Genomic DNA, 26,029 nt, shown 5'->3' with positions numbered 1-26,029 from the left:
ATCATAATTAGGAAAGATTGCTACTTATAGAAATTACACTTCGCTACTGCTCCATTTGTTTCGCTAAAAAGCTTGCAGCTGTATTTACTGATTTATGCTCTACTTCACTTATAATAGCCTCTTTAGAGAAGATAACGACAGCTCCGATTGGATCTCCATTTGCAATAATCGAGCCAATTGTATAAGAGCTCACTTTTTCTGTTACTCCATCAATAATTGAAATTTCGCTTTCATCTGTCATAATTACAGACTTACGCTCTTCCATTGTCTTCTCAATTAAATCGCCAACACTTTTATTTAAGTATTCTTTTTTAGATGCGCCTGCTACTGCGATAATAGAATCACGATCGCATACAAGCACATTATGTCCTAAGCTATCGTATAAAGCTTCCGTATATTCCTTTGCAAAATTACCTAGTTCACTAATTGGAGAATATTTTTTCAAAATCACTTCTCCATCGCGATCAACAAATATTTCTAGTGGATCTCCCTCACGAATACGTAAAGTTCTACGAATTTCCTTCGGAATTACTACCCTGCCTAAATCATCAATTCGACGTACGATTCCAGTTGCTTTCATTCTAATGCTGCCTCACTTTCTACTGATGATCAAAGTGGTGAATTTACCTGTTCATGTAAAAATCACCAACTATTAAACATAGTATTTTACACATTAGTTCTTCTATGCACGTCGAATTGTATTTTTTATCTTATATTAGGCATTTATTACTTCTTTTTTTACATCTGGCAAGCCTTTTAATAAATTTTCAGCAATTGTTAACCATTTCGACGTCTCTAATCCATTCGTTTTCATCACAATTTTCAATTGTGACCCCTCCATACCAAGACCGATCATACGGCCAAAACTACTTCCTAGCATGAATAATTTTCCACCATCTATATTTTGGCTCGCTTGTTCAGAAAACAGGAATGTTACTTCAAATTTATTTTGCTTAATTAACTCAATTTGTTCTTTCATTGCCAACACTTTAATGTTTGCAATTTGTAATAAATAACCAACTTCTTGTGGATAATCACCAAATCTGTCGATCATCTCTTCCTGCAATTCTTCAATATCTTCAATTGCAGAAATACCTCTAAATTGTTTATACATCATAATTTTTTGTTTACTATCTGAAATGTACGCATCCGGTAAATATGCATCTACTTCTAAATCAATTTCAACATTAACGGTATTTTCAACTCCGTCTGTTCCTCTACGTTGCTCAATTGCATCTTTTAACATTTGAGAATATAGATCAAATCCGACAGAATCAATAAATCCATGTTGTTCTGCCCCTAACAAATTACCCGCACCACGAATTGATAAGTCTCTCATCGCAATTTTGAAACCAGATCCAAGCTCTGTAAACTCTTTAATTGCTTGCAGACGCCTCTCTGCAACTTCCGATAACACTTTATCACGTTTGTATGCAAAGTATGCATACGCGACGCGATTAGAACGCCCAACACGACCACGAAGCTGATACAACTGCGATAATCCCATACGATCTGCATCAAATACAATTAATGTATTTACATTCGGAATATCTACACCCGTCTCAATAATTGTTGTACTTACAAGAACATCATGCTGCCCTTCTAAAAACGATAGCATAACAGACTCTAATTCACCTTCATTCATTTTCCCATGTGCGTATGTTACACGAGCATCTGGAACTAACATCGAAATTTCATCTGCTTTTCTTTCAATATCCTCCACACGGTTATATAGGAAGTAAATTTGACCGCCTCTTGCTAACTCTCGCTCTATCGCTTCTCGCATTAACGCTGGATTATACTCTACTACATATGTTTGTACTGGGAAACGATTCTCTGGTGGTGTCTCAATAACAGATAAATCGCGCACACCAAGCATAGACATATGAAGTGTACGTGGAATCGGAGTTGCCGTTAATGTTAACACGTCAACATTTGCTTTCAATTGTTTAATTTTTTCTTTATGTGTAACGCCGAATCTTTGTTCTTCATCAATAATAAGAAGTCCTAAATCTTTATAAGTAACATCTTTAGATAAAATACGATGCGTTCCGATTACAATATCCACCGTTCCATCTTTTAAACCTTTAATCGTTTCATTTTGTTGTTTTCGTGTACGGAATCTACTTAGTAACCCTATATTAATCGGATAATCTTGAAAACGCTCTCGAATTGTTTCATAGTGTTGTTGTGCAAGGATTGTTGTTGGTACTAAAATCGCAACTTGTTTTTCATCCATAATTGCTTTAAATGCCGCACGAATAGCTACTTCAGTCTTTCCATATCCTACGTCACCACAAAGAAGCCTATCCATCGGACGTCCGCGTTCCATATCTTTCTTAATCTCTTCAATAGAACGTAATTGATCCTCTGTCTCTTGATATGGGAATAAAGATTCAAACTCTTGTTGCTCTGCCGTATCTGGTGTATATGCATAACCTTTCGAAGCTTCACGCTCGGCATATAATTTAATTAGGTCATCTGCAATGTCTTGTACAGATTTTTCAACTTTCGTTTTGACCTTCTTCCAATCATTTCCGCCTAATTTATAAACTTTTGGTTCCTTGCCTTCAGACCCTACGTATTTTTGCACTTGATCAATTTGTTCAATTGGAACGTATAACTTATCATTACCTTGATATTTAATATTTAAATAATCTTTATGAACACCATTAATCTCTAATGTCTCAATACCTAAAAATTTACCTATACCATGATTTACATGAACTACATGGTCTCCAACTTTTAATTCCGAATAACTTTTAATACGTTCAGCGTTAGATAACTTTTGCTTACGTTGTGATTTTTTAACCTTCTTATGAAAAAGCTCCTTTTCAGTAATGACAACAAACTTTTGCATCGGCATTTCAAAGCCTGCATGTAAATCACCTACAGCAATTTGTAACCTTCCAGGCAATAAGATATCTGTCGCCTCTACAATGTCTGCATCAATATCATAATCACTTAAAATATGTTGTAGTTTTTTTACACGTTCATCATCTGTTCCAAGCACAACGGTCGTAAAATTACCTTCATTCCATCTATCAATTTCAGTTTTTAACAAATGCATCTGTCCGTGGAAATCTTGCATCGTTTTACATGTCACATTCACAATATTTTGAGGATGTGTGTGTGCTATATGGCGTAAGAATAACGTTAAATATACAAAACTTCTTTTTTTATTATGAAGAAACTCCTCAAACGAGTGGGAGAAAGATAAATCCTGAATAATTGTTCCTTCGCCAAGAAGTGAGATATACCATTCCGCTTCTTCTGTTTCAAGATGTGATGCTGTTTCTTGAATACGGGAAATCTCATCTAAAATCACAACACCATTTTCTGGTAAATAATCTATCAGACTAGCAGGTTCTTTATAGAAAATAGATAAATATTTAAACATTTGTTCTATACTCTGCCCGTTTTTCAACATTTCAATTTCATGACTAACCGTCTCAAGCACAGTAGTCTTTAATTTATCATCGGAAAGCTTTTGCATCGTCTTAGTCAAACCTTCTTCAAGATGCTTAATTCCCGATTTCAATTCTTCCTGTGAAAATAAAAACTCTGTTGCTGGACCGAACTTAACACTTTCCTTTTTATCTTGAGAACGCTGTTCATCCACATCAAACAATCGAATAGAATCGACTTCTGTATCGAAGAATTCAATACGAAACGGTAATTCTTCCGTTAATGGGTAAATATCTAATATTCCCCCGCGTAAACTGAACTCTCCTGGAGCTTCTACCATTGATTTACGCTCGTAGCCAATATGATGTAAAGTATGCAAGAGTGCATCTAAATCAATCTCTTGCCCTAGATTGATTTCAATTTGCCTTTGCTTCCATAATTCTTTTATTGGTAAAAACCTACGCAGCCCTGCAACTGGCGCTACAATAATCCCATTCTCTCCTGCAGCTAAGCGATTTAACACTTCAATACGCTGTGCCTTCAATTCTGGACTTGCAACACCAACCTCCGATGCTATCAATTCATTTACCGGATATAGCCAAACATCTTTTTCACCAAGTAACGCCACTAAATCTTCATGTACTTTTTGTGCTTGGTATAAATTGTGCGTCACGATAAGTTGTGATTGCTTTGTCTTTTTATATAAAGCTGCCATTAATAATGAACGAGAGGATGTTGCCATACCCGATACAAGTTGTTCTTTCAACCCATCTTCTAGCCCATTAATAACCGATTGTATTTCTTCATTTTTATAAAATTGCTCTAATAAACCTATCATTTTCAAAACTCCTCTCAACATAAAGAGCAAGTTACTATATTTTATGCAAATATTTTGGAAAAAGAAAACAGAAAAATGCTTTGGACATGCCAAAGCGACAACATTTTATTGCAGAAATTTTTCATATTCATAATACTCAGGATAAGATGCGAGCGTTTCTTGACACGATTCACAAATCGTTTTTATATATATATTTCCATTCTCATGAAAATGAATCATATCCACTACTTCTTGCTCTGTTAGTTGAAACAAAACGTCGCTATATACTTTTTCTGCGATAATGGAGCCCACATTACTTCCACAATGTCTACAGTAATAATAACCTTCCATACTAGCCTCCTAAATATCCAATTGCTACTAGTATGGGATAAAACAAAATAAAATATTCCAGATTGTGCGCTTAACTATTAAAAGTATTCATGATTTGGAGAAAAGGTTTATTTAACCATTCCTCACATGCATCTGCTGCATTTTCAATGGATTGATTAACGCCAGATATTTCTTCAGATGTAAAACGTCCTAATACGTAATCCACTACTTTCATCCCATTTTTCGGACGATCGATTCCCATGCGGATACGTTGAAATTCTTGTGTTCCTAAATGTGAAATTGTTGATTTCACACCATTATGTCCACCCGCACTACCTTTCATGCGAAGGCGTAATTTACCTACAGGAATATCTAAATCATCGTACATAACAATGAAGTCCTCGACATCAATTTTATAATAATCCATGAGTGGACGGATACTTTCCCCAGATAAATTCATATATGTAAGTGGCTTTAGTAAGATTACTTTTTCCCCATTAACAAAACCTGCGCCAAATACCCCTTTAAACTTTTGTTCATTCAAAGAAATACTCCAACGTTTTGCAAGTTCATCGATTGCCATAAATCCAATATTATGCCTTGTTAATTCATATTCTCTACCTGGGTTCCCAAGTCCTACTATTAATTTCATTCTTGTACCACTACTTTCTTTTTTCGATACGAAAAGACGTAACCAAGCTTGGTTACGTCTCATTCTATCCAATTAATTGAATAATACACTTACAGATTCTTCTTCGTATACACGAATGATTGCTTCTCCGATTAATGGAGCAACTGAAAGTTCATGTACTTTATCAATTTTCTTCTCTTCTGGTAATACGATAGAGTTCGTTACAACTAACTCTTTAATATTCGAATTTTGAATACGCTCAATTGCTGGACCAGATAATACTGGGTGTGTACAGCAAGCATATACTTCAGAAGCACCGTTCTCAACAAGAGCGTTTGCCGCTAATGTAATTGTACCAGCTGTATCAATGATGTCATCAATTAAAATTGCTGTTTTGCCTTCGATGTTACCGATAATGTTCATTACCTCAGATACATTCGGACGAGGACGACGCTTATCAATAATAGCAATTGGCGCTTTTAGGCGATCTGCCATTTTTCTAGCACGAGTTACACCACCGTGATCAGGAGATACGATTACGATATCTTTAAGGCCTTTTGCTTCAAAGTAGTCTGAAAGAATCGGTACACCCATTAAGTGGTCGATCGGGATATCAAAGAATCCTTGAATTTGCGGAGCATGTAAATCTAGAGTGATTACACGAGTTGCACCTGCTGTTTCAAGCAAGTTTGCTACAAGTTTCGATGTAATTGGTTCACGAGAACGCGCTTTACGGTCTTGACGCGCATAACCATAGTAAGGAATAACAATATTAATTGTTTTTGCAGATGCACGTTTTAATGCATCAATCATAATAAGTAATTCCATGATATGTTCGTTTACTGGGAAGCTTGTAGATTGAATAATGAATACATCGCAACCACGGATACTTTCTTCAATGTTAATTTGAACTTCTCCATCACTAAAACGATCAACAGAACATTTTCCTAGTCCTACTCCAATATGCTTTGCGATTTGCTCAGCAAGTTCCTTATTAGAGTTTAAAGAGAATACTTTCAAATTAGAATTTAGATATTGAGTCGACATCTAGATTAACCCTCCACATTATGATTTTTTCTTATTCAGCAATTGATCAACATAGTCTTCTTTGTTAACTTGACGTGCACGTGCTACTGATAATGCTTTTGATGGAACATTCTCTGTTATTGTAGAGCCTGCTGCCACATAAGCACCATCTTCAACTGTTACAGGCGCAACAAGGTTTGAATTACATCCAATAAATACCCCGTTACCAATTACAGTTTTAAATTTATTCTTGCCGTCGTAGTTCACCGTAATTGAACCACAACCAAGATTCACGTCTTCTCCAACTTGTGCATCCCCGATATAACTTAAGTGTGAAGCTTTACTTCTATTACCAAAAACAGTTTTTTTGATTTCTACGAAGTTTCCAACGCGCACTTCATCTCCAATAACTGAATCTGGGCGAATATGTGCAAATGGACCAACTGATACTTCTGTACCAAGTTTGCTGTCATGTACAGTAGATTGACGAATTACCGTACGATCTCCAATTTCACTATCGCGAATTACTGTATGCGGTCCAATTTCACAATCAGAACCAATTACAGTGTTCCCCTCAATAACCGTTCCTGGGTGAAGAACTGTATCACTACCAATAACTGCATCCGCAGAAATGTATGTGTTACTTGGATCAATAATTGTAACACCATTTACCATGTTCTTTCTGTTGATACGATTTTTCATAATAATTTCCGCTTGCGATAGAGCGACTCTGTCGTTAACACCTAACGTTTCATCGAAGTGCTCTGTTTGATAAGCTGATACAATATGACCTTCATTTTTTAAAATTTCAATAACGTCCGGAAGGTAATATTCGCCCTGTACATTATCATTTGAAACTTTAGAAAGTGAAGCAAATAAAGCTTTATTATCAAAACAATACGTACCTGTATTGATTTCTTTAATAGCTAATTCTTTTTCATTTGCATCCTTATGCTCAACAATCTTTTCAACATGACCATTCTCATTACGAACGATACGGCCATATCCAGCAGGCTCTTCTATGTACGCTGTTAGTACCGTCGCCATTGCTCCCGCTTCTTCGTGTTGCTGAAGCAATGCTTCCATCGTTTCAGCAGTTATTAGAGGTGTATCACCACAAATAACTAAAGTTGTTCCCTCTTCATTTGCAAGTACACTTGCAGCTTGATCAACAGCATGAGCTGTACCAAGTTGTTCTGCTTGTAATGCAAACTCACTTACGTTTCCTAGCTGTTCTTGTACCTTTTCAGCACCATGTCCAACGACTGTTACAAGTTTCTGCAATCCTAATTGAGATACTTCATTGACTACATGTTGTACCATTGGTTTTCCACATACAGGATGCAGCACTTTGTATAGCTTGGACTTCATACGTGTGCCTTTACCTGCAGCTAGAATCACTGCAAATCTGTTTGACATATAGACCCTCCATCGCAACCTATTTATCCATTAACGATATTATCCTAAATCATCATATATTTCAAGAAACACATTATAACTATTAAATTTTACCATAATTCTTATAAGATGTTTTACTCTTTAGTATCTTTTTTAAGGAATAAGCTATACTATTTTAAATGATTTTGAAAAAATTAGAAGTTTTTCATCTTTATTTTTTCAAAATATGAATTTTTATAATTAGAAACGTGTATTATTCAAAAAAAAAACAAACTCCTGTAAATGCTTACAGGAGTTTGCTACAAAATTATAAGACTTTCTTTCAAAAGCCCTTTTCATTCGAATTTTACGAAGCGCCTGCTTCTTCAAACTCAACCTCTTCTAACTCGCCTAAACGATGATACTCTGTTAAAACCGCATCTTGAATTTTAGAGCGTGTATTAGAATTAATTGGATGTGCAATGTCACGGAATTCTCCATCTGGAGTACGTTTACTTGGCATTGCTACAAATAATCCATTATTACCATCAATTACACGAATATCATGAACAACAAATTCATGGTCTAGAGTAATAGAGGCAATTGCTCTCATGCGGCCTTCTGTGTTTACGCGGCGTAATCTTACGTCAGTCACTTCCATCTTGTGTTCACCACCCTTTTCTAAATAAGCGATATATTTGTATAAATTCCACAAAATTTCTATTTTTCCTTTAATTTTTTAAAAATTTTTAAGATAAAAATTTTTATTGTAGTTGAATATAAGGATTAGTAGAGGTTATCGCTTACAAAGAGTTACTTAACTAGGGCAATTACTTCGATTTCAACAGAAACATCTTTCGGTAATTTTGCTACTTGTACACAAGAACGCGCTGGTTTATGAGTAGAGAAATAAGAACCGTATACTTCATTAACAGCATTAAAATCATCCATATCCTTCAAGAATACTGTTGTTTTTACCACTGTATCAAATGAAGCACCTGCTTCTGCTAATACCGCTTGTAAATTTTCAAATACTTGCTCTGTTTGTACTGTTACATCTCCTGTTACAAGTTCTCCACTTGCCGTTAACGGAATTTGTCCTGAACTATAGAACATATTATTTACAATAATCCCTTGTGAATATGGTCCGATTGCCTGTGGTGCTTTGCTTGTTTGAACAACTTTCATACTTTTCACCCTTTTATTATTTATTTTTACTCTTTAAAAATAGTGTACCAAAGGCAGTTTGTCCATCTATTTTGTAATTTATAAATAGGAATAAAAAAAGGTAAAGCTATCTGCTTTACCTTTTTACTCAGCCTCTACAAGCCCTTTATCAAATGGTGCAAGTGCATAATTCCCCTTTTCCACTTGAATCGCTTTTTCTTTCACATCAACTTCTGACAGACGAATTAATGATACAAAGTTATTAATAAGTCTTTCTTCAATATCCGTAGACTCTACTAATACGCCAATCCCAACAACATTAGCTTTAAACTCTTCTAGCATGCTCATCATACCTTGAATGGTTCCGCCCGCTTTCATAAAGTCATCAATAATTAAAACATTGGACCCTTCTGGAAGGCTACGCTTTGCTAAAGTCATCGTTTGGATTCGCTTAGAGGAACCTGATACATAGTTAATACTAACAGTGGGTCCTTCTGTTACCTTATTATCTTTTCTCGCAATTACTACCGGTACATCTAAGTAGTTCGCTACTGCATAAGCAAGCGGAATTCCTTTTGTCGCTACCGTCATAACCGCATCAATTGGTTGCCTAGCAAAAACAGAAGCAAATAAACGACCTGCGCCATTAATCTGGCGAGGATTACTTAAAAGATCCGTCATATATAAGTAACCGCCAGGCAAAATACGGTCTGGGTTTTCAAATAAGCTACAAAGCTCGTTAATAATCAGATTTGCCTCTTCTTCACTTATATAAGGAATATATTTCACTCCTCCTGCTGCTCCTGGTACCGTTTGCAATGTGCCGACACCTTGTTGTTCAAACGTTTGCTTAATAATAACTAAATCTTCACTAATGGAAGATTTAGCCGATTGATACCTTTCAGCAAAAAAAGTGAGAGAAACTAGCTGACGAGGATTTTGTAACAAGTAATACGTCAGATCGACCAATCTTGTACTTCGTCTAATTTTCATACTCTCACCTCAAATCACGAATATTCTAAACAAATCATAACGTATTATACGTCTTTATTCAAGCGTTTCTCGCTCTCCTAATAAACGCACTGCATATACTTGCTCGCAAAATCCTTTTAACCCGTTATATATGCGGTGCATTCGCGAATCATGGTGTACAAGACCAAATACAGTTGGGCCACTTCCACTCATTAATACGGCATCTGCCCCAAAGCGTTTCATCTGTGATTTAATACGTGCAACCTCGGGATGCATCGCAAACGTCACATCTTCTAAAACGTTACCAACAGTATCACAAATTCCTTTATAATCGCCATGGTTAATGACTTCAACCATTTTATCTACATTTGGATGAGTAACACGATTTAATTTTAAATTTCCGTACACGTCAGCAGTAGATACACCAATGTGGGGCTTTGCTAAAACAACCCAACAAGAAGGCGGAGTCTTTATATGTTCAATTTCTTCTCCTCTTCCAGTGGCAATAGCAGTTCCACCATATACACAGAACGATACATCTGACCCAATCTCTGCGCCAAGCTTTGCTAATTCATCGATTGTTAGCCCTAAATTCCATAACTTATTAAGGCCACGTAATGTCGCTGCTGCATCACTACTTCCACCTGCTAATCCAGCGGCTACTGGAATCGTTTTTTCAATAGTAATAGACACACCTTTTTTTACATTAAACTTCACTTTTAATAATTTCGCTGCTTGATAAGCTAAATTGCGTTGGTCGTCCGGGACATACCGATTATGGGACAAAATTTCAATACGGTCTTCTGCTAATTCCGTTAGCTCTAAACGATCTGCCAAGTCGATTGTTGTCATAATCATTTTCACTTCATGATATCCATCTTGTCTTTTTCCCAGTACATCTAACGACAGATTAATCTTTGCTGGTGCTTTCACTAGTAGCTTCAATCTATTCACCCACTCTATGTACTCAATCTTTTATCGTTTATTTTACCATAAATTTATAGTAAGACGATGACACTTCCCTAATTATATCGAAAAGCATTCAGAATGAAACTACTTATGTCAAATGATGGCACCTTTTAGCGTGCAAAAAGCCGAGGAATCTCTCCTCGGCTACCGTAGCATAGAAAGTATCTTACAACTACTGGTTTCGTTTCATTAATTGCTGTTCTGCAATTTCTATAGCACGTTTCACCATATTACCAGCATCTTTCGCACGAATTCCGCCCCATCCTTCTTTCTGAACAACATCATAAAAGCCAAGCTCTTTTGCAAGCTCTTCTTTAAATTGATTTGACATGACTCCTCTTCGTCTACTCAATGCAGAGTCCCTCCTTATTTTGCTACGGTATAATTAGTATGCAAAATAATATAGCTTTTCATTTATGGAAATATATGTAACAAAAAATACATTAATTATAAAATACTTCATTTTGAGATTCATCGTAAAATGTTAGCTCTACTGTCTCTGTTAAAACATCTGCATAACTATAAGATACACGTTGCAATGCATCTTCTTGCTGGTCTAATTGTACAACAAACACAGAACGATACGTTTCTGCAAGTACACCTGATTGCTCCACAGTTTTTCTTCTCCCACTATTTGCCTTTAACATAAGTCGCTGTCCAAGATGGTGATCTAATTCGCTTTTAATTTCATCTAAACGTTTTGACATATACTTTGCTACACCTCGCTGTAATTTAGATTGAACACTTAAAACACGATATATCTATCCCAATTATTAACCGCAATTCACAGACAATATCATTATAAAAGCATCATGCGTTCAAATAGATAGAAGAAATACTATATTCTAAAAGTATCATTGTATAGTCTGCACGTTCTTGCCGCTTTTTATCCAGACTCATTTAAATCATTTCCACATAAAAAAGCAAGATACGTATGTACCTTGCTCATTCGTCATAATGTTGAAAGGGCAATCCTGTTCGTAAAATCCCTCTTGTTTCAATTCCGCCTAGTCCCTTTTCGCCAGTAATTGTATTACGCACAACGTCCCATACATTTACTCTTTCCATAAATGAAGTGAAACTAATTTTGCCAACTACATATACAGGATCTAGAGCATGAATATTAATTCTAGACGGTGAACTAGCAAAATTAGCACCTGCCCGAATCAACGCCTCAAAGTGTGATTGACAAGCCCCAGCAAAAATAACGAGTTGATCTAACGATGGATACTTTTTCCGCACTTCTCGAACGGCCTGTACAAAATGTCTAGAATGTCTATATGCTGCTAAATCTCCCATAACTCCTTTTGACTTTGTATATGCATCATGTCCTGTAATAACTAAAATGTCTGGGCGAAAATGATCTATTAAGTCTACTACCTTTTCATGCATCTCCGTTTCCTTACAATGAATACCTTGAACAGGAACGCCTATTTTATTATATAAATCTAAGCACTTGCGCAAATATAAAGGATCTCCATCTATATGCAATACACGTCCTGGCATTTGAAAATAATTCACTTCACTTGTATATCCACCAGTTGAATTATGTTCATGTCTTTGTTTCATCAACACGTAATCTTGCTGAAACAACCGGTAAGTACGCTCCATCGTTTCTTTTTCACGCTTCACTCTATTTTTATGTTCTCGTTGATCTATACTAACTAAATCTGCAAGTGGTGCATCCGCCACAAGTCTAATTTCCTCTCCAAATAATATTGCCATATCGCCTTTTATTTCTATAATACGAAAAAGAATATCCCTATTATGAGAATATCGTTCAACTAATTCTCCAACATGTAAATCCATTCTCCTACCTCCAAACTCCAAACTCGTTAGGCCATCTTACCTGTTTTTAAAGTATGAATTTAGGAAAGGAAAGGTGACAAAAGGGACAGCTCAAGTTGAACTGTCCCTTTCATATTCTTATGACAATTTATGAAGAATTAATGCATTACTTAATGTTGCAAACTCTTCGATAGATAGCGTTTCGCCTCTTCGCTTCGGATCAATTCCTACTTCTGTCAAAATTCGATCCAACAGCTCTTTATCTTTCGGGAAACCATTTAAATTATTTGATAAATTATTCATTAAAGTTTTACGACGCTGTGCGAAACTCGCTCGTACTACTTCAAAGAAGAAAGTTTCATCTGTCACTTCTACAACTGGTTTAGGACGCTTTAGAAGACGGATAATCGCAGAATCAACATTTGGTTGTGGCACAAACACTGTACGCGGTACAGTCATAACTGTTTCTACCTCTGTATAATACTGAATGGCAATTGATAAAGAACCATACTCTTTCGTTCCTGGTTTAGCAGCTAAACGATCCCCAACTTCTTTTTGCATCATAACAACAAATCCACGAACCGGTAATTTTTCTTCAAGCAATTTAAATAAAATTGGCGTTGTAATATAGTATGGTAAGTTAGCTACTACCATTACATCTTGTCCTTCTTCAAATTGCTCACTAAACACTTCATGTACATCTGCTTTTAGTACATCTTTATTTATAACTGTAACGTTGCTATATGGAGCTAACGTCTCGTCTAAAATTGGTAATAATCTCTGATCAATTTCAAAAGCCACTACTTTTTTAGCACGCTTCGCCAATTGCTCTGTTAACGCACCAATACCTGGTCCAATTTCAATTGCGCCACTTTCTGAACCGATTTCTGCGTGATCAACGATACGATTTAATACATTCGTATCAATTAAAAAATTTTGTCCTAAACTTTTTTTGAATGAAAATCCATACTTTTCAACAATGTCTTTCGTACGATTTGGTGTTGCGATATCCTTCATTTTTTTTCCTCCTGTATTACTTGCTTATAAGCTTCTGCAAATGATTCCTTTGAAACCTGAAACATTTGTAAACGTTTATGTAACTGTTTTGCGTTTGTATAACCAATCTTTAATAGCTTACCCACTCTTTCTCTGCGACTCTTTGCCATTTCTCCGCCCACTAAGCCCGCATCGACTAGATCACTCCAACTAATTTCACTTGTGTAAGCTTCCATTTCTTCATGTATATTCTCTAAAGCACGGCGAATCGACTCATTAGAAGCATGTTCGATTCCAACACCTTTTTTCCTTTTAGCAAGTGCTTCTTCCTTCGTTAAAAAAGCATGCTTACATCCAGGAACCTTGTCAGAAATAATTTTTCGAATACGCTCTCCAGGATAATCCGGATCTGTGAAAATAATAACGCCTCGTTTTTGCTGCGCTAATTTAACTTGCTCAATAACGTGATCACCGATTGCTGAACCGTTCGTTTCGATTGTATCCGCATCAACAGCACGTTTAATCGCAACTGTATCATCTTTACCTTCTACAACGATAATCTCTTTAATTTTCATGCTTGCCTCCACACTCTTTTCATCTCTACTTAGTAAAACAAAAAAATGACGACTTTTCCATTATTATTTTCCCAATCGTACATTTTAAAAAGTAGAAGAGAAAAATCTTTGTTCACTATCCTTATTGTAACACTTCTATCTCCATCTTAATTTATCCGCAATATTTCTACACTTATGTTATGAGTAAATAGCGGGTTCTTATCACTTCTACTATCTCTCTTCTCAAAAAACAAAAAAAGAATGGGACTCCCCATTCTTTTTTATTCAACACCAAATAAGGATTTGGCATTCTTTGTTGTTACTTGTGCTACTTCGTCATAAGAAATTCCTTTTAAATTCGCAATTTCTTCTGCTACCAGTTTTACATAACTAGGTTCATTTCGTTTCCCTCGAAATGGGTGTGGTGTTAAATACGGGCAATCTGTCTCTATCAATAATTTTTCTAACGGAATCTCCATAGCAACTTCTTTCGGTTTCTTGGCATTTTTAAATGTTACTGGCCCACCTAATGAAATTAAAAAGTTCATATCGACACATCGCTGTGCTACTTCTACACTACCGCTAAAGCAATGCATAATGCCCCCTACTTCAGCTGCATTCTCTTCCTCTAGGATATCAACAATATCTTGAGTTGCATCGCGGTTATGTATAATAATCGGTAATTTCACCTTTTTCGCTAATGCAATTTGTTTACGGAATACTTCCTTCTGTATTTCTTTTGGAGACTTATCCCAGTGATAATCTAATCCCATTTCCCCAATTGCAACTACTTTAGGATGAGCCGCTAATTCTTCTAACCAAGCTAAATGTTCTTCTTTCATATCGATTGCATCAACAGGATGCCATCCAACTGCAGCGTAAATAAAATCATAAGCCTCTGCTAATTCAATTGCTTTCTTTATCGTTACTTCATCAAATCCAACAACAACTGTATATGTAACTCCCGCTTCTTTCATTCTCGCGATAACTTCTTGTAAATCTTCTTCAAATTGCTCTGCATTTAAATGTGAATGTGTATCAAACAACATAATAAATAACTCCTTTTATATTGAAATCAATTCTCTCATAGAAAAACTACACTCTTTCTAACTTAACGATAACAATACTTCAATTTTAATGCAAAAAACGGAATGTAAAAAGAAAAAAGACGCTTCACCAATGTTACACGTGAAACATCTCTTTTCTTGTCTCAATTACTTGATTTTTGTACCATTTGGTAAATTCTGGTCAATTGATGCTAATGACAATACGCCATTCTCTTCACCTGCTAAAATCATACCTTGTGATAATTCACCACGTAATTTTACAGGTTTTAAATTCGTTACACAAATAACCTTTTTACCTTTTAGTTCTTCTGGGGAATAGAATTTAGCAATCCCAGAAACCACTTGGCGCTTCTCTGTACCTAAATCAAGCTGAATTTTTAACAACTTATCTGCTTTTTTCACAGGTTCAGCGGATATTACTTCAGCTACTCGTAATTCTACTTTAAAGAAATCATCAATTGTAATTTCTTCTGCCTTTGGTTCTTCTGCTTTTTTCTCTTCTACTTTAGGAGCAGAACCTTGCATTTGTTCTTTAATATACCCCACTTCTACTTCCATTTCCAAACGAGGGAAGATTGGGTTTCCTTTTTCTACTTTTGTTCCAGCTGGAATACATCCAATTGTAGATAGGCTTTCCCAAGATTTATGCGCCTCTTCAGTAAGTCCAAGTTGAGCAAACATCTTACTTGGTGCTACTGTTAGGAATGGCATAAGCATAATACCTGTTTGACGAAGTACCTCAGCTAAGTGGGCCATTACAGACGCAAGTTTTTCGCGATCATTCTCATCCTTCGCTAATACCCACGGTTGCGTTTCATCAATATATTTGTTCGTACGGCTAACTAATTGCCAAATGGAACTTAGCGCTACAGAAAATTCCATATTCTCCATTGCCTCTTCTACTTTTTTCAATGTATCTTTGGCAAATGTCACTAACGTTTCATCGAACTCAGTTACATTTGCTTTAAATGCAGGGATTTCCCCGTTAAAGTATTTATCAATCATAGCTACTGTACGATTTAATAAGTTACCTAAATCATTCGCTAAATCAAAGTTGATTCGTTCAACAAATCCTTCTGGTGTGAATACTCCATCAGATCCAAATGGAACTTCGCGAAGTAAGTAGTAACGCAATGCATCTAATCCGTAACGATCAATTAGTGTAACTGGATCTACTACGTTTCCTTTTGACTTACTCATTTTTCCATCCTTCATTAAAATCCAGCCATGAGCAAAGACTTTCTTCGGAAGTGGTAAATCTAAAGCCATTAAAATAATTGGCCAATAAATTGTGTGGAAACGAACGATTTCTTTCCCAACTAAATGGACATCTGCTGGCCAGAATTTTTTATACTTCTCTTCATTTTCTGTTCCATATCCTAATGCAGTAATGTAATTAGACAACGCATCTACCCATACGTAAATAACGTGTTTTGGGTTACCTGGAACACGAACTCCCCAGTCAAATGAAGTACGAGAAACAGCTAAATCTTCTAATCCTGGTTTAATGAAGTTATTAATCATTTCATTTTTACGGGACTCCGGCTGAATGAAATGTGGGTTATCTTCATAGAACTTTAATAGTCGGTCTACATATTTACCCATTCTAAAGAAATAAGACTCTTCGCGAACAAGTTCTACAGCGTGACCACTATCTGGGCTTTTTCCACCAACTACTTTGTCACCTTCCATAATTGGATCTACTAATTGATGCGCTGTATAGAATGTTTCATCTTGTACAGAATACCAACCTTCATATTCATCAAGATAAATATCGCCTTGATCTACTAGCTGCTTGAAGATTTTCTCAACAACATCTTTATGACGATCTTCAGTTGTACGAATAAAATCATCATAAGAGATATCCATCTTCTCCCAAAGTTCTTTAATCCCTGATACAATGTTATCCACATATGCCTGTGGTGTAACATTTAGTTCTTCTGCTTTCTTTTGGATCTTCTGTCCATGCTCATCAGTTCCTGTTAAATAATGAACATTGTATCCTTGCATACGCTTATATCGTGCCATCGCATCTCCTGCTACTGTCGTATAAGCATGTCCAATGTGTAACTTTCCACTTGGATAATAAATTGGGGTAGTAATATAAAAGGACTTATTTTCCTCTTTCATCGTTTTGGACCTCCCGAATAACCTCATATGTATTTATAAACAGTATATCAAAAACTCATATATAAAGTGAAACTTTAATCCGTGGAGAGGGTTCATCCCCCATGGATTATTAGCCCACACCAATCGGGCTTTTACGAGCAGCCCGACTCCCACTTAACTTCTTTGCTCCGGCTAAATTTTGAAGTGGGAGTCTTACTGCTCGCAAATAGCGGGATAAAAACGAGTTAATGCTCGATATCTTTATCATCTATTACTCATATTCAAAAAAAATATACAATATATTTCCCGAAAAGTATAAACATTACAAAAAATAATACAAAACAATTGTAGAAATGACTTACATTCTATCATATATAAGAAGTATAAAAATCTATAAATCTTTTTTAAAAATATAGAATTTAATAATTGACGGAAATGTAAATGATTGGTATCATATGTCCATAGGGTATTTTGTCGAAAAATGACGAATCAAAAAAATAGACTCGAAACTTATAAACTATTTATTTAGGAGGAAAAGAATTATGAAATCTACTGGTATCGTTCGTAAAGTTGATGAATTAGGTCGTGTAGTAATTCCAATCGAATTACGCCGTACTTTAGGTATTGCAGAAAAGGATGCTCTTGAAATCTACGTTGATGATGAAAAAATCATCTTAAAGAAATATAAACCAAACATGACTTGCCAAGTAACTGGTGAAGTATCTGATGGTAACCTATCTTTAGCTGAAGGTAAAATTATCTTAAGTAAAGAAGGCGCTGAACAAGTCTTAAACGAACTTCAAGATTATATCGAAACAGCAAAATAAGCTTCTCAACTATGAGAAGCTTATTTTTTATCCACATGATAGATTTGATATACGTCGCGTTTCGACAAATCTCGGTCTTTAGCGACTATTTTTATCGCTTCTTTTGAATTCATACCTTTTTCATTTATATAATGTTCAATATGATTATATACTGAAATAGCTTCCCACCATTGTTCTTCTGGAGTAGGTTCTTCTGTTGAACCTGCTACTAAAATACAAAACTCACCACGAACTTCATTTTGCTTCGTCCACTCAATCGCTTCTTCAATTGTTCCACGAATAAACTCTTCAAATTTTTTCGTTAGCTCACGACATAATACGATTTCCCTATTTCCTAATACTTCTTGCATAGAGATTAAAGTATCATCTAAACGATGTGGCGCCTCATAAAACATCATTGTAGTTGGAATATAGCGTAGTTTTTCTAATTCAAGCTTACGTCCCTTTTTATTTCTTTGCAGGAAACCATAGAAATAAAAATGTTTTGTCTCAAGTCCTGATGCAATCAATGCTGTAAGGGCTGCATTTGCCCCAGGAAGCGGGATAACATGATATTGTTCTGCTACAGCCTCTACAACGATATCATAACCAGGATCTGAAATACATGGCATACCAGCATCGCTCACAATGGCTACAGTCTTACCTTCTTCTAACTTATCTAAAATTTTCCGTCCACTTACTCCTTTATTATGCTCATGATAACTCATAACTGGTGTTTCAATTTCAAAGTAATTACAAAGTTTCTTCGTTTGCCTTGTATCTTCCGCTGCAATAATGTCTGCCTCTTTTAAAATTCGGATTGCACGAAATGTCATATCCTCTAAATTTCCGATTGGAGTCGGTACTAAATATAAAACTCCCTTTTCATTTTGCTGAAAGCTTTTTTGCTGCCACATAGCGTTCTCCTTTTTGCATGTATTCTTCTTTTTTTTTCCTCGTTAACTGCTTAAAGTGATACTCAGCTTGCATAGCCGTTCGTTTATCCTCGTGATCCTCTACATATTTTAAAACAACTGGAAGTCTAGCGCGTGTATATCTAGCACCTTTTCCACTATTATGGGTCTGAATCCGTTTTTCTATATGATTTGTGTATCCAGCATAATAACTTCCATCAGAACACTCCACCACATAAAAACAATGCTTATTCTTCTCCATATAAAATTGAACGAAGCTCCTTTGTATATTCATTGTTTTCTTCATATACAAAAAGAGGTGGTAAGATTTTTAAATCTGCATTCCCATCCTTAATTCCTTCAATTAACAATGTATTCGCTTCTTTACCAGCCTTAGGATAAACAAATCGCACACGTTTCGGTTCAATTTTGTATTTACGCATTAATGTGACGATGTCGAGCAAACGACCTGGACGATGTACAAATGCTACTTTCCCACCCTGTTTCACTAGCTGACTACTTGCGTATACAACATCTTCTAGTGTGCACATAATTTCATGACGAGCTATCGCTAAATGTTCATTCATATTCTTCTCAGAAGTTTGTGGTGTTTGAAAATAAGGAGGATTACATGTTACAACATCATATTGATGACGTCCAAGTTTCTCCGGCATATCTTTCAAATCTCCATGGATTAAATGAATTCTTTCTGCTAAATTATTGTATTGAACACTTCTTATTCCCATATCATATAAGCGCTCTTGAATTTCTACACCTGTAATTTTCCCTTTTGTCCTTGTACTTAATAAAAGAGGGATAACTGCATTACCTGTACACAAATCAAGTAAATTACCTTTTTGAATTGGCACCCAAGCAAAATCTGCAAGTAAAACAGCATCCAAAGAAAAATTAAATACTGATGGACTTTGTACAATCTTCATATCTTGCGCTAATAAGTAATCTAAACGCTCATCTTCATATAAATTCATATATTGCTCCCTTTCTTACACTTAACCTACCCTATTTCATCTTCTATTAATGTAAAAATAAATTTCATTCTACTCTCATGTATAAAAAATTACCTTTCCAATTATATTGGAAAGGTAATCTCACTTTTTATTTAAAAATGACAGACAGAATAAACAATCTCCCTCTTTACGTACACTTCCATAATGTAGATTGCAAATATGAAAACCTTCTTGATATAGTCTCGCTAGATTATCGTAGCCTTCACCAATATCTGTCTTCGCCTTCATTTCTTTGCGTTTTTGAGTTTTTTGTTTTTCCTTGTTCTGCACTTCTTCAAAACGATGTCGCAAATTTTCATTTTCCATTTTTATATGTTGGTTTTCTTCCAATAATTCTGCAAGATGTTGTTTTAATTCTCCCAACTGTTTGTATAAATGTCCAATTTGCTCTTCCATACTAGAAACCGATGCAAAAATATCCTTTTTCTCCACAAGCACCCACCTCATTAATCTGTGGTTTGACTCGAAACGACCCCTTTATTCATTAATTCATCTAACGTATATTCTACTATCCGTTCCTTGTCTACTAGTTCCACTTGAATTAATCTTTCTAAAATATTTAATCCGATAACACGGCCAGTACCGTGCGGTGTTTGTATACGTTGATCTAAATCAGGAAGTTGTTCCTTTGCTGCCTCATATTCATCATTCTCATATTTTAAGCAACACATTAAGCGACCACATAAACCAGAGATTTTTGCAGGATTTAATGATAAATTTTGATCCTTTGCCATTTTAATGGATACAGGTTCAAAATCTCCTAAAAAAGTAGAACAACAAAGCATACGACCACATGGACCAATACCACCAAGCATTTTTGCTTCGTCACGAACGCCGATCTGTCTCAGCTCAATTCTTGTCCTAAAAATTGCCGCTAAGTCTTTCACTAGTTCCCGGAAATCAATCCGACCATCCGCAGTAAAGTAAAAAATAATCTTATTACGATCGAACGTATACTCTACATCTACAAGCTTCATATCAAGATTATGTTCTCCTACCTTTTGTTGACAAACTTGATATGCTTCTTTCGCAGCATGCCTATTCTCTTCAACAATGGTACGATCATTTTCATTTGCAATACGAATAACTTTTTTTAGCGGTAATACAACGTCATTTTCATCAACTTGCTTTTTGGTAATAACTACTTTTCCGTACTCAATACCTCTTACCGTTTCTACAATTACAAACTCATTTTCTGAGATATCGAACTGATTTGGATCAAAGTAATATACCTTTCCGGCCTTCTTAAAGCGAACACCTACTACATCATACAAAACGGTCATCCCTCCTGCAACCGCAACACTAACTGTTCGAACACAAGCTGCGCATTTACATTAGCGTTGATTCTATTTTTTGCCTCTAATATATTAAAGAGAGCTGATACAATGCGCTTCTGAGCATAAGAAAAGGATTCAAACATCTCTTTCTGCTCATGAAAAACAAGACGATCTTCTTCTCCAAGTTGAACATATAATAAATCCTTATAAATAAGGAGTAACATATCTAAGCCTTGCTGTAATTGTTCTTTCTCTCCAAAGTGCTTCCCCCATTTTTCTTGTACAAAAAAAATAGAGGCCTTATCTTTTTCGAGCGCTTCACATAATTTTATCACTAAAGCTCTCGCTTGTGCAAACCATTCATCATTACACATTAATAAAGCTTCTTCAAAACTATTTGTAAGCTGCGCAGCAAGTGTAGATAAAGAGACTGTAATACCTTCTTCCTCTAACCTCTTAATTAAAGATTCTGTAGGCAACGGCCTAAACGTAACAACTTGACAACGAGATAAGATTGTATTTAAAATCTGATGACTTTGTTCAGTAAGTAAAATAGCTGTTGTATCACTACTTGGTTCTTCTAAAAACTTTAAGAGCGTATTCGCTGCATTTGCTGTCATACGATCTGCATGCTCAATAATATATACTTTTTTATTTGCTTCTAATCCTGTTTTTGAAAACTCTTCTTGTAAATCATGAATTTGCTGTTTTTTAATAGATAATCCATCTGGTTTTACAATATGTAAGTTTGGGTAGTTACCTGAATCAATTCGGCGACAATTCGTACATACATGACAAGGCTCTACACCATTTCTTTGTGAACAGAGAAAACTTTTTGCCATTTGAATTGCTGTGGCGAACTTCCCAGTTCCTTTCCCTCCCTCTAACAAGTAAGCGTGGGATATACGCTCTTTTGCAATGCTATTCATCAACATTTTGACACCGATGGGCTGTATAGCAGAAAGCTGCTCCCACGTATTTATCATACTGCATACCTCACTTATTTCATTCTTTCCTTCTATTATAACAATTTACCTTCTATAATCTGAACAACTTCTTCTATAAGTTTTTTCATTGGTTGATCAGCATTTACTAATACAATGCGATTAGAGAAACGCTCTACAACTTGTAAATACCCTTCACGCACACGTTTATGGAAAGAGATATCTTCCATATCTAGTCGATTTACTTCACGTCCTGCATCTTTTCCAATTCGTGCTAAACCTACCTCTGGCTCAATATCTAAATAGATTGTTAAACTAGGCATACAATCTTCCGTTGCGAAACGATTAATTTCAAATACTTTATCCATACCTAAGCCTCTTGCATATCCTTGATATGCTAAAGAACTATCTATAAAACGATCACATAGTACAAGATAGTTTTCCTCAAGTGCTGGCATAACTTTTTCCACTAAATGTTGTCTACGTGCAGCAGCATATAAGAGCGCCTCTGTACGTGCTTCCATCATCGTATACTCTTTTTTATGTAAAATTGTTCTAATATCTTCAGAAATTGCAATACCACCTGGTTCTCTGGTCGCCATTACCTTTTGTTCCTTTTGCTCAAAATATGGTAATAAACTTTTAATTAATGTTGTTTTACCCGAACCTTCTGGCCCTTCAATTGTTACAAATAATCCCTTCATCCTAAAACCTACTTTCTATATCATACACGTTCATATATTTCGTACTACCTTGAAAACGAGCCCCTGTTTTCTCTAAATGAGTAATTTGCTTTGTATGTTCTTGAGTAATTCTCTCTCCATACATGATCAATGGAATTCCAGGTGGATACGGAATCACCATTTCTGCAGCTATCATACCAACGGCTTCTTCTATAGATACTAACTTCGTTTCATATCTCTCTAATTGTTTATACGTATACGGTAAAGGGGAAATCTCCCCTTTATAAGTATAACGAATTGATGCTGTCTTGTCTTTTACCTTATATTGCTGCATAGCTAATCGAATGATCTCTATAGCTTTCATATACCCCTCATTTACTTGTAACGGTAATATAAATAGGACGTTATATGGATCTGCCATTTCCGTATATATACCGACTTTTTCAAATACAGACTGTAATTCATACCCCGATAACTGACAGCGAGTTTGCACCGTAACTTTTAATTCATCTTGCGATGGATATTGTAAAATAGCTATTTGTGGGATAGATCGCAATCCTTCTTTAAATCGGCGTAAAAACTCAACGATTTCATCATGACCTTCTTCCTTTATAACTGCTATTGCAAAACGTGCTATATCAAGAGAAGCCATAATTGGATACGATGGGCTACTAGATTGTAGCATACTTAAATAGGAGGAAACTTTTTCTTCGCTCACCAAACGGCTATTTATATGTAAATAAGATCCCATTGTCATCGCAGGTAATGTTTTATGTGCGGAATGAACCACAATATCTGCACCATAAACTAATGCTGACTTCGGGAAGGGGTCCCCTATACAAAAATGCGCCCCATGGGCTTCATCTACTAGAACAGGAATTTTATGTGCATGTGCGTAAGCGATACTTGCCTCTAAATCAATTCCCATACCATAGTAATTAGGATGTGTTAAAATAAGTGCTTTTGCATTTGGATACTTTGTAATTGCCTCCTTAATAATTTCATCATGAACACCTACTGGTACGTTATGTACTTCATCAATCCATGGATTTAAAAAGACCGGATTAGCCCCTGCTAATTTCAAACCATTAATGATCGATTTATGACAATTTCTTTGTACGAGGACAATATCATGTTCGCCGCAGCAAGACAAAATCATTGCTAAATTTCCAACTGTTGAACCATTAATTAAAAAATAACTTTTGTGCACGCCATATACTTCAGCTAATAATTGCTGTGCTTCATCTATACATTCAAACGGGCTATGTAAATCATCTAATCCTGTTAACTCTGTTACATCAATTGATAATATGTCCTTAAACCCCCCTGAAGCTTTCTGAGGGAAGTTTAAACCATTCTTATGACCTGGAACATGAAAAGATAGTAGTCGCCTTTCTTTAAATTTCATTAGCGCCTCATATAAAGGCATACGATTTTGATTCATATATATCTCTTCCTTATTATTCATTCTGTATCTATTATACAGATATTAGGGCAAAAAAAATAATAGGCATAATGCCTATTTAAAAATATGATACTTCTAATTTTCGCAGTTGTTTTAAATAATGTATATACTTCGGGTCAGTTGTCTCAGTATTCACCAGATTTCTTTCGCACTCGTAACATATTAAATTATTATATACATATATTCCTTCCCCTCTTTTTGTCTCACAAACGATGCAAATTTCACTTGGTAATTTCATAATCTTTCCTCCCTTTTTAAATAAACATATTATATACCTCTATTCCTTAACAAATTTCCGGAAAATATACATCAATTTTTTATATAATATGATTTATTCTTGGGCAACGTGTTTGTATTACTTATGTATTCCCTTTACTTCTTTCATGTAATGTTTAAAAACAAAAAAACACAAGTCAAAAGACTTGTGTTTTTATCTTGCTTGGCGACGTCCTACTCTCACAGGGACAAGGTCCCAACTACCATCGGCGCTAGAGAGCTTAACTTCCGTGTTCGGTATGGGAACGGGTGTGACCTCTCTGCCATCATCACCAAACTATGAAGGTATATTCCTTCAAAACTAGATAACATTTGCTTCATATTATATGGTTAAGTCCTCGATCTATTAGTATTCGTCAGCTCCACATGTCACCATGCTTCCACCTCGAACCTATCAACCTGATCATCTTTCAGGGATCTTACTAGCTTACGCTATGGGAAATCTCATCTTGAGGGGGGCTTCATGCTTAGATGCTTTCAGCACTTATCCCTTCCGCACATAGCTACCCAGCTATGCCCTTGGCAGAACAACTGGTACACCAGCGGTGCGTCCATCCCGGTCCTCTCGTACTAAGGACAGCTCCTCTCAAATTTCCTGCGCCCACGACGGATAGGGACCGAACTGTCTCACGACGTTCTGAACCCAGCTCGCGTACCGCTTTAATGGGCGAACAGCCCAACCCTTGGGACCGACTACAGCCCCAGGATGCGATGAGCCGACATCGAGGTGCCAAACCTCCCCGTCGATGTGGACTCTTGGGGGAGATAAGCCTGTTATCCCCGGGGTAGCTTTTATCCGTTGAGCGATGGCCCTTCCATGCGGAACCACCGGATCACTAAGCCCGACTTTCGTCCCTGCTCGACTTGTAGGTCTCGCAGTCAAGCTCCCTTATGCCTTTGCACTCTACGAATGATTTCCAACCATTCTGAGGGAACCTTTGGGCGCCTCCGTTACACTTTAGGAGGCGACCGCCCCAGTCAAACTGCCCACCTGACACTGTCTCCCGGGTCGATAAGACCCGTAGGTTAGAATTTCAATACAGTCAGGGCGGTATCCCACCAGCGCCTCCACCGAAGCTAGCGCTCCGGTTTCAATGGCTCCCGCCTATCCTGTACAAACTGTACCAAAATTCAATATCAGGCTACAGTAAAGCTCCACGGGGTCTTTCCGTCCTGTCGCGGGTAACCTGCATCTTCACAGGTACTATAATTTCACCGAGTCTCTGGTTGAGACAGTGCCCAAATCGTTACACCTTTCGTGCGGGTCGGAACTTACCCGACAAGGAATTTCGCTACCTTAGGACCGTTATAGTTACGGCCGCCGTTTACTGGGGCTTCAGTTCAGAGCTTCGCTTACGCTAACCCCTCTCCTTAACCTTCCAGCACCGGGCAGGTGTCAGCCCCTATACTTCGCCTTACGGCTTC

The 26,029-nt window shown here is 36.4% G+C and carries 27 protein-coding genes and 2 rRNA genes (1 of these 29 only partly in view); 1 reads left to right on the top strand and 28 read right to left on the bottom strand.

Translation table 11 applies throughout. The annotated features are described in order from the left end of the window. Positions 1 to 43: 43 nt before the first annotated feature. The 17 genes from spoVT to metG form a co-directional block, all read right to left on the bottom strand. The gene (gene spoVT, locus MKY70_RS00305) at positions 44 to 580 is read right to left on the bottom strand and encodes a stage V sporulation protein T (RefSeq protein ID WP_002009670.1); all 537 of its coding nucleotides are present in this window, start codon (positions 578 to 580) and stop codon (positions 44 to 46) included. A 135-nt stretch (positions 581 to 715) separates the two neighbouring features. After that, entirely contained in the window at positions 716 to 4,246 is a 3,531-nt protein-coding gene (gene mfd / locus MKY70_RS00300; protein WP_016102352.1) for a transcription-repair coupling factor, read from the bottom strand. 105 nt (positions 4,247 to 4,351) lie between these two features. Beyond that, positions 4,352 to 4,576 (bottom strand): anti-sigma-F factor Fin family protein, encoded by a 225-nt coding sequence (locus tag MKY70_RS00295; protein WP_002091576.1) that lies wholly within the window; start codon positions 4,574 to 4,576, stop codon positions 4,352 to 4,354. Between the two features lie 70 nt (positions 4,577 to 4,646). Continuing rightward, positions 4,647 to 5,207: an aminoacyl-tRNA hydrolase gene (gene pth / locus MKY70_RS00290; RefSeq protein ID WP_002144538.1), complete on the bottom strand. Its 561-nt coding sequence runs from the start codon at positions 5,205 to 5,207 to the stop codon at positions 4,647 to 4,649. Between the two features lie 72 nt (positions 5,208 to 5,279). Next, positions 5,280 to 6,233, bottom strand: coding sequence for a ribose-phosphate diphosphokinase (locus MKY70_RS00285; protein ID WP_002091580.1), 954 nt, complete (start codon positions 6,231 to 6,233; stop codon positions 5,280 to 5,282). A gap of 18 nt (positions 6,234 to 6,251) precedes the next feature. After that, positions 6,252 to 7,631: a bifunctional UDP-N-acetylglucosamine diphosphorylase/glucosamine-1-phosphate N-acetyltransferase GlmU gene (gene glmU, locus MKY70_RS00280; protein WP_002166365.1), complete on the bottom strand. Its 1,380-nt coding sequence runs from the start codon at positions 7,629 to 7,631 to the stop codon at positions 6,252 to 6,254. 325 nt (positions 7,632 to 7,956) lie between these two features. Beyond that, positions 7,957 to 8,250 (bottom strand): septation regulator SpoVG, encoded by a 294-nt coding sequence (gene spoVG / locus MKY70_RS00275; RefSeq protein ID WP_000454042.1) that lies wholly within the window; start codon positions 8,248 to 8,250, stop codon positions 7,957 to 7,959. A gap of 152 nt (positions 8,251 to 8,402) precedes the next feature. Then, complete coding sequence (locus MKY70_RS00270; protein ID WP_000869819.1) at positions 8,403 to 8,777, bottom strand: RidA family protein; 375 nt, start codon at positions 8,775 to 8,777, stop codon at positions 8,403 to 8,405. A 123-nt stretch (positions 8,778 to 8,900) separates the two neighbouring features. After that, positions 8,901 to 9,749 carry a pur operon repressor gene (purR, locus tag MKY70_RS00265; protein ID WP_002091587.1) on the bottom strand — a complete coding sequence of 283 codons (849 nt, stop codon included), beginning with the start codon at positions 9,747 to 9,749 and terminating at the stop codon, positions 8,901 to 8,903. Between the two features lie 54 nt (positions 9,750 to 9,803). Next, the gene (gene ispE / locus MKY70_RS00260) at positions 9,804 to 10,673 is read right to left on the bottom strand and encodes a 4-(cytidine 5'-diphospho)-2-C-methyl-D-erythritol kinase (RefSeq protein ID WP_012260164.1); all 870 of its coding nucleotides are present in this window, start codon (positions 10,671 to 10,673) and stop codon (positions 9,804 to 9,806) included. 196 nt (positions 10,674 to 10,869) lie between these two features. Continuing rightward, positions 10,870 to 11,049 carry an acid-soluble spore protein SspF gene (gene sspF, locus MKY70_RS00255; protein ID WP_002094215.1) on the bottom strand — a complete coding sequence of 60 codons (180 nt, stop codon included), beginning with the start codon at positions 11,047 to 11,049 and terminating at the stop codon, positions 10,870 to 10,872. 91 nt (positions 11,050 to 11,140) lie between these two features. After that, positions 11,141 to 11,404: a biofilm formation stimulator Veg gene (veg, locus tag MKY70_RS00250; RefSeq protein ID WP_002009653.1), complete on the bottom strand. Its 264-nt coding sequence runs from the start codon at positions 11,402 to 11,404 to the stop codon at positions 11,141 to 11,143. Between the two features lie 238 nt (positions 11,405 to 11,642). Then, positions 11,643 to 12,506, bottom strand: coding sequence for a sporulation peptidase YabG (yabG, locus tag MKY70_RS00245; protein WP_002009651.1), 864 nt, complete (start codon positions 12,504 to 12,506; stop codon positions 11,643 to 11,645). Between the two features lie 117 nt (positions 12,507 to 12,623). After that, complete coding sequence (gene rsmA, locus MKY70_RS00240) at positions 12,624 to 13,502, bottom strand: 16S rRNA (adenine(1518)-N(6)/adenine(1519)-N(6))-dimethyltransferase RsmA (RefSeq protein ID WP_002091590.1); 879 nt, start codon at positions 13,500 to 13,502, stop codon at positions 12,624 to 12,626. Continuing rightward, positions 13,499 to 14,056, bottom strand: a complete 558-nt coding sequence (gene rnmV, locus MKY70_RS00235) for a ribonuclease M5 (protein ID WP_002029323.1) — start codon at positions 14,054 to 14,056, stop codon at positions 13,499 to 13,501. The genes rsmA and rnmV overlap by 4 nt, the downstream gene beginning before the upstream one ends. 260 nt (positions 14,057 to 14,316) lie before the next feature. Further along, complete coding sequence (locus MKY70_RS00230; RefSeq protein ID WP_002009645.1) at positions 14,317 to 15,084, bottom strand: TatD family hydrolase; 768 nt, start codon at positions 15,082 to 15,084, stop codon at positions 14,317 to 14,319. Between the two features lie 165 nt (positions 15,085 to 15,249). Continuing rightward, complete coding sequence (gene metG / locus MKY70_RS00225) at positions 15,250 to 17,232, bottom strand: methionine--tRNA ligase (protein ID WP_002029324.1); 1,983 nt, start codon at positions 17,230 to 17,232, stop codon at positions 15,250 to 15,252. A 521-nt stretch (positions 17,233 to 17,753) separates the two neighbouring features. Between metG and MKY70_RS00220 the strand changes: the two genes are divergently transcribed. Continuing rightward, positions 17,754 to 18,038 carry an AbrB/MazE/SpoVT family DNA-binding domain-containing protein gene (locus tag MKY70_RS00220; protein ID WP_000843037.1) on the top strand — a complete coding sequence of 95 codons (285 nt, stop codon included), beginning with the start codon at positions 17,754 to 17,756 and terminating at the stop codon, positions 18,036 to 18,038. A 20-nt stretch (positions 18,039 to 18,058) separates the two neighbouring features. Here the strand turns inward: MKY70_RS00220 and rsmI are convergent, their stop codons facing one another. The 11 genes from rsmI to MKY70_RS00165 form a co-directional block, all read right to left on the bottom strand. Continuing rightward, positions 18,059 to 18,934: a 16S rRNA (cytidine(1402)-2'-O)-methyltransferase gene (gene rsmI, locus MKY70_RS00215; RefSeq protein WP_002130208.1), complete on the bottom strand. Its 876-nt coding sequence runs from the start codon at positions 18,932 to 18,934 to the stop codon at positions 18,059 to 18,061. Beyond that, positions 18,903 to 19,193: a GIY-YIG nuclease family protein gene (locus tag MKY70_RS00210; protein WP_002130207.1), complete on the bottom strand. Its 291-nt coding sequence runs from the start codon at positions 19,191 to 19,193 to the stop codon at positions 18,903 to 18,905. Before MKY70_RS00210 ends, rsmI begins: the two co-directional genes overlap by 32 nt. Further along, positions 19,180 to 19,920: a tRNA1(Val) (adenine(37)-N6)-methyltransferase gene (locus MKY70_RS00205; protein WP_002029328.1), complete on the bottom strand. Its 741-nt coding sequence runs from the start codon at positions 19,918 to 19,920 to the stop codon at positions 19,180 to 19,182. Before MKY70_RS00205 ends, MKY70_RS00210 begins: the two co-directional genes overlap by 14 nt. A gap of 120 nt (positions 19,921 to 20,040) precedes the next feature. Continuing rightward, on the bottom strand, positions 20,041 to 20,391 hold the full coding sequence (gene yabA / locus MKY70_RS00200; protein WP_002009639.1) for a DNA replication initiation control protein YabA: 351 nt from the start codon (positions 20,389 to 20,391) through the stop codon (positions 20,041 to 20,043). Between the two features lie 14 nt (positions 20,392 to 20,405). After that, positions 20,406 to 21,233: a PSP1 domain-containing protein gene (locus MKY70_RS00195; RefSeq protein ID WP_002009637.1), complete on the bottom strand. Its 828-nt coding sequence runs from the start codon at positions 21,231 to 21,233 to the stop codon at positions 20,406 to 20,408. Positions 21,234 to 21,238: 5 nt separating this feature from the next. Next, on the bottom strand, positions 21,239 to 22,222 hold the full coding sequence (gene holB, locus MKY70_RS00190; RefSeq protein WP_002009636.1) for a DNA polymerase III subunit delta': 984 nt from the start codon (positions 22,220 to 22,222) through the stop codon (positions 21,239 to 21,241). 35 nt (positions 22,223 to 22,257) lie between these two features. Further along, on the bottom strand, positions 22,258 to 22,884 hold the full coding sequence (gene tmk, locus MKY70_RS00185) for a dTMP kinase (protein WP_341022533.1): 627 nt from the start codon (positions 22,882 to 22,884) through the stop codon (positions 22,258 to 22,260). 1 nt (position 22,885) lies between these two features. Continuing rightward, on the bottom strand, positions 22,886 to 24,307 hold the full coding sequence (locus tag MKY70_RS00180; RefSeq protein ID WP_341022530.1) for an aminotransferase class I/II-fold pyridoxal phosphate-dependent enzyme: 1,422 nt from the start codon (positions 24,305 to 24,307) through the stop codon (positions 22,886 to 22,888). 79 nt (positions 24,308 to 24,386) lie between these two features. Next, complete coding sequence (locus tag MKY70_RS00175; RefSeq protein WP_002130199.1) at positions 24,387 to 24,566, bottom strand: sigma factor G inhibitor Gin; 180 nt, start codon at positions 24,564 to 24,566, stop codon at positions 24,387 to 24,389. 199 nt (positions 24,567 to 24,765) lie between these two features. After that, positions 24,766 to 24,881: ribosomal RNA gene (gene rrf, locus MKY70_RS00170) — 5S ribosomal RNA — on the bottom strand. Positions 24,882 to 24,930: 49 nt separating this feature from the next. Continuing rightward, positions 24,931 to 26,029 (bottom strand): 23S ribosomal RNA (locus MKY70_RS00165) (it continues 1,823 nt past the right edge of the window).

Origin of the sequence: Bacillus sp. FSL R9-9492, from assembly GCF_038007365.1 — a bacterium.
In the GTDB taxonomy this organism is placed as follows: domain Bacteria; phylum Bacillota; class Bacilli; order Bacillales; family Bacillaceae_G; genus Bacillus_A; species Bacillus_A mycoides.
The sequence above is the reverse complement of the archived record's forward strand: the minus strand, read 5'-3'. Positions and strand labels throughout refer to the sequence as shown.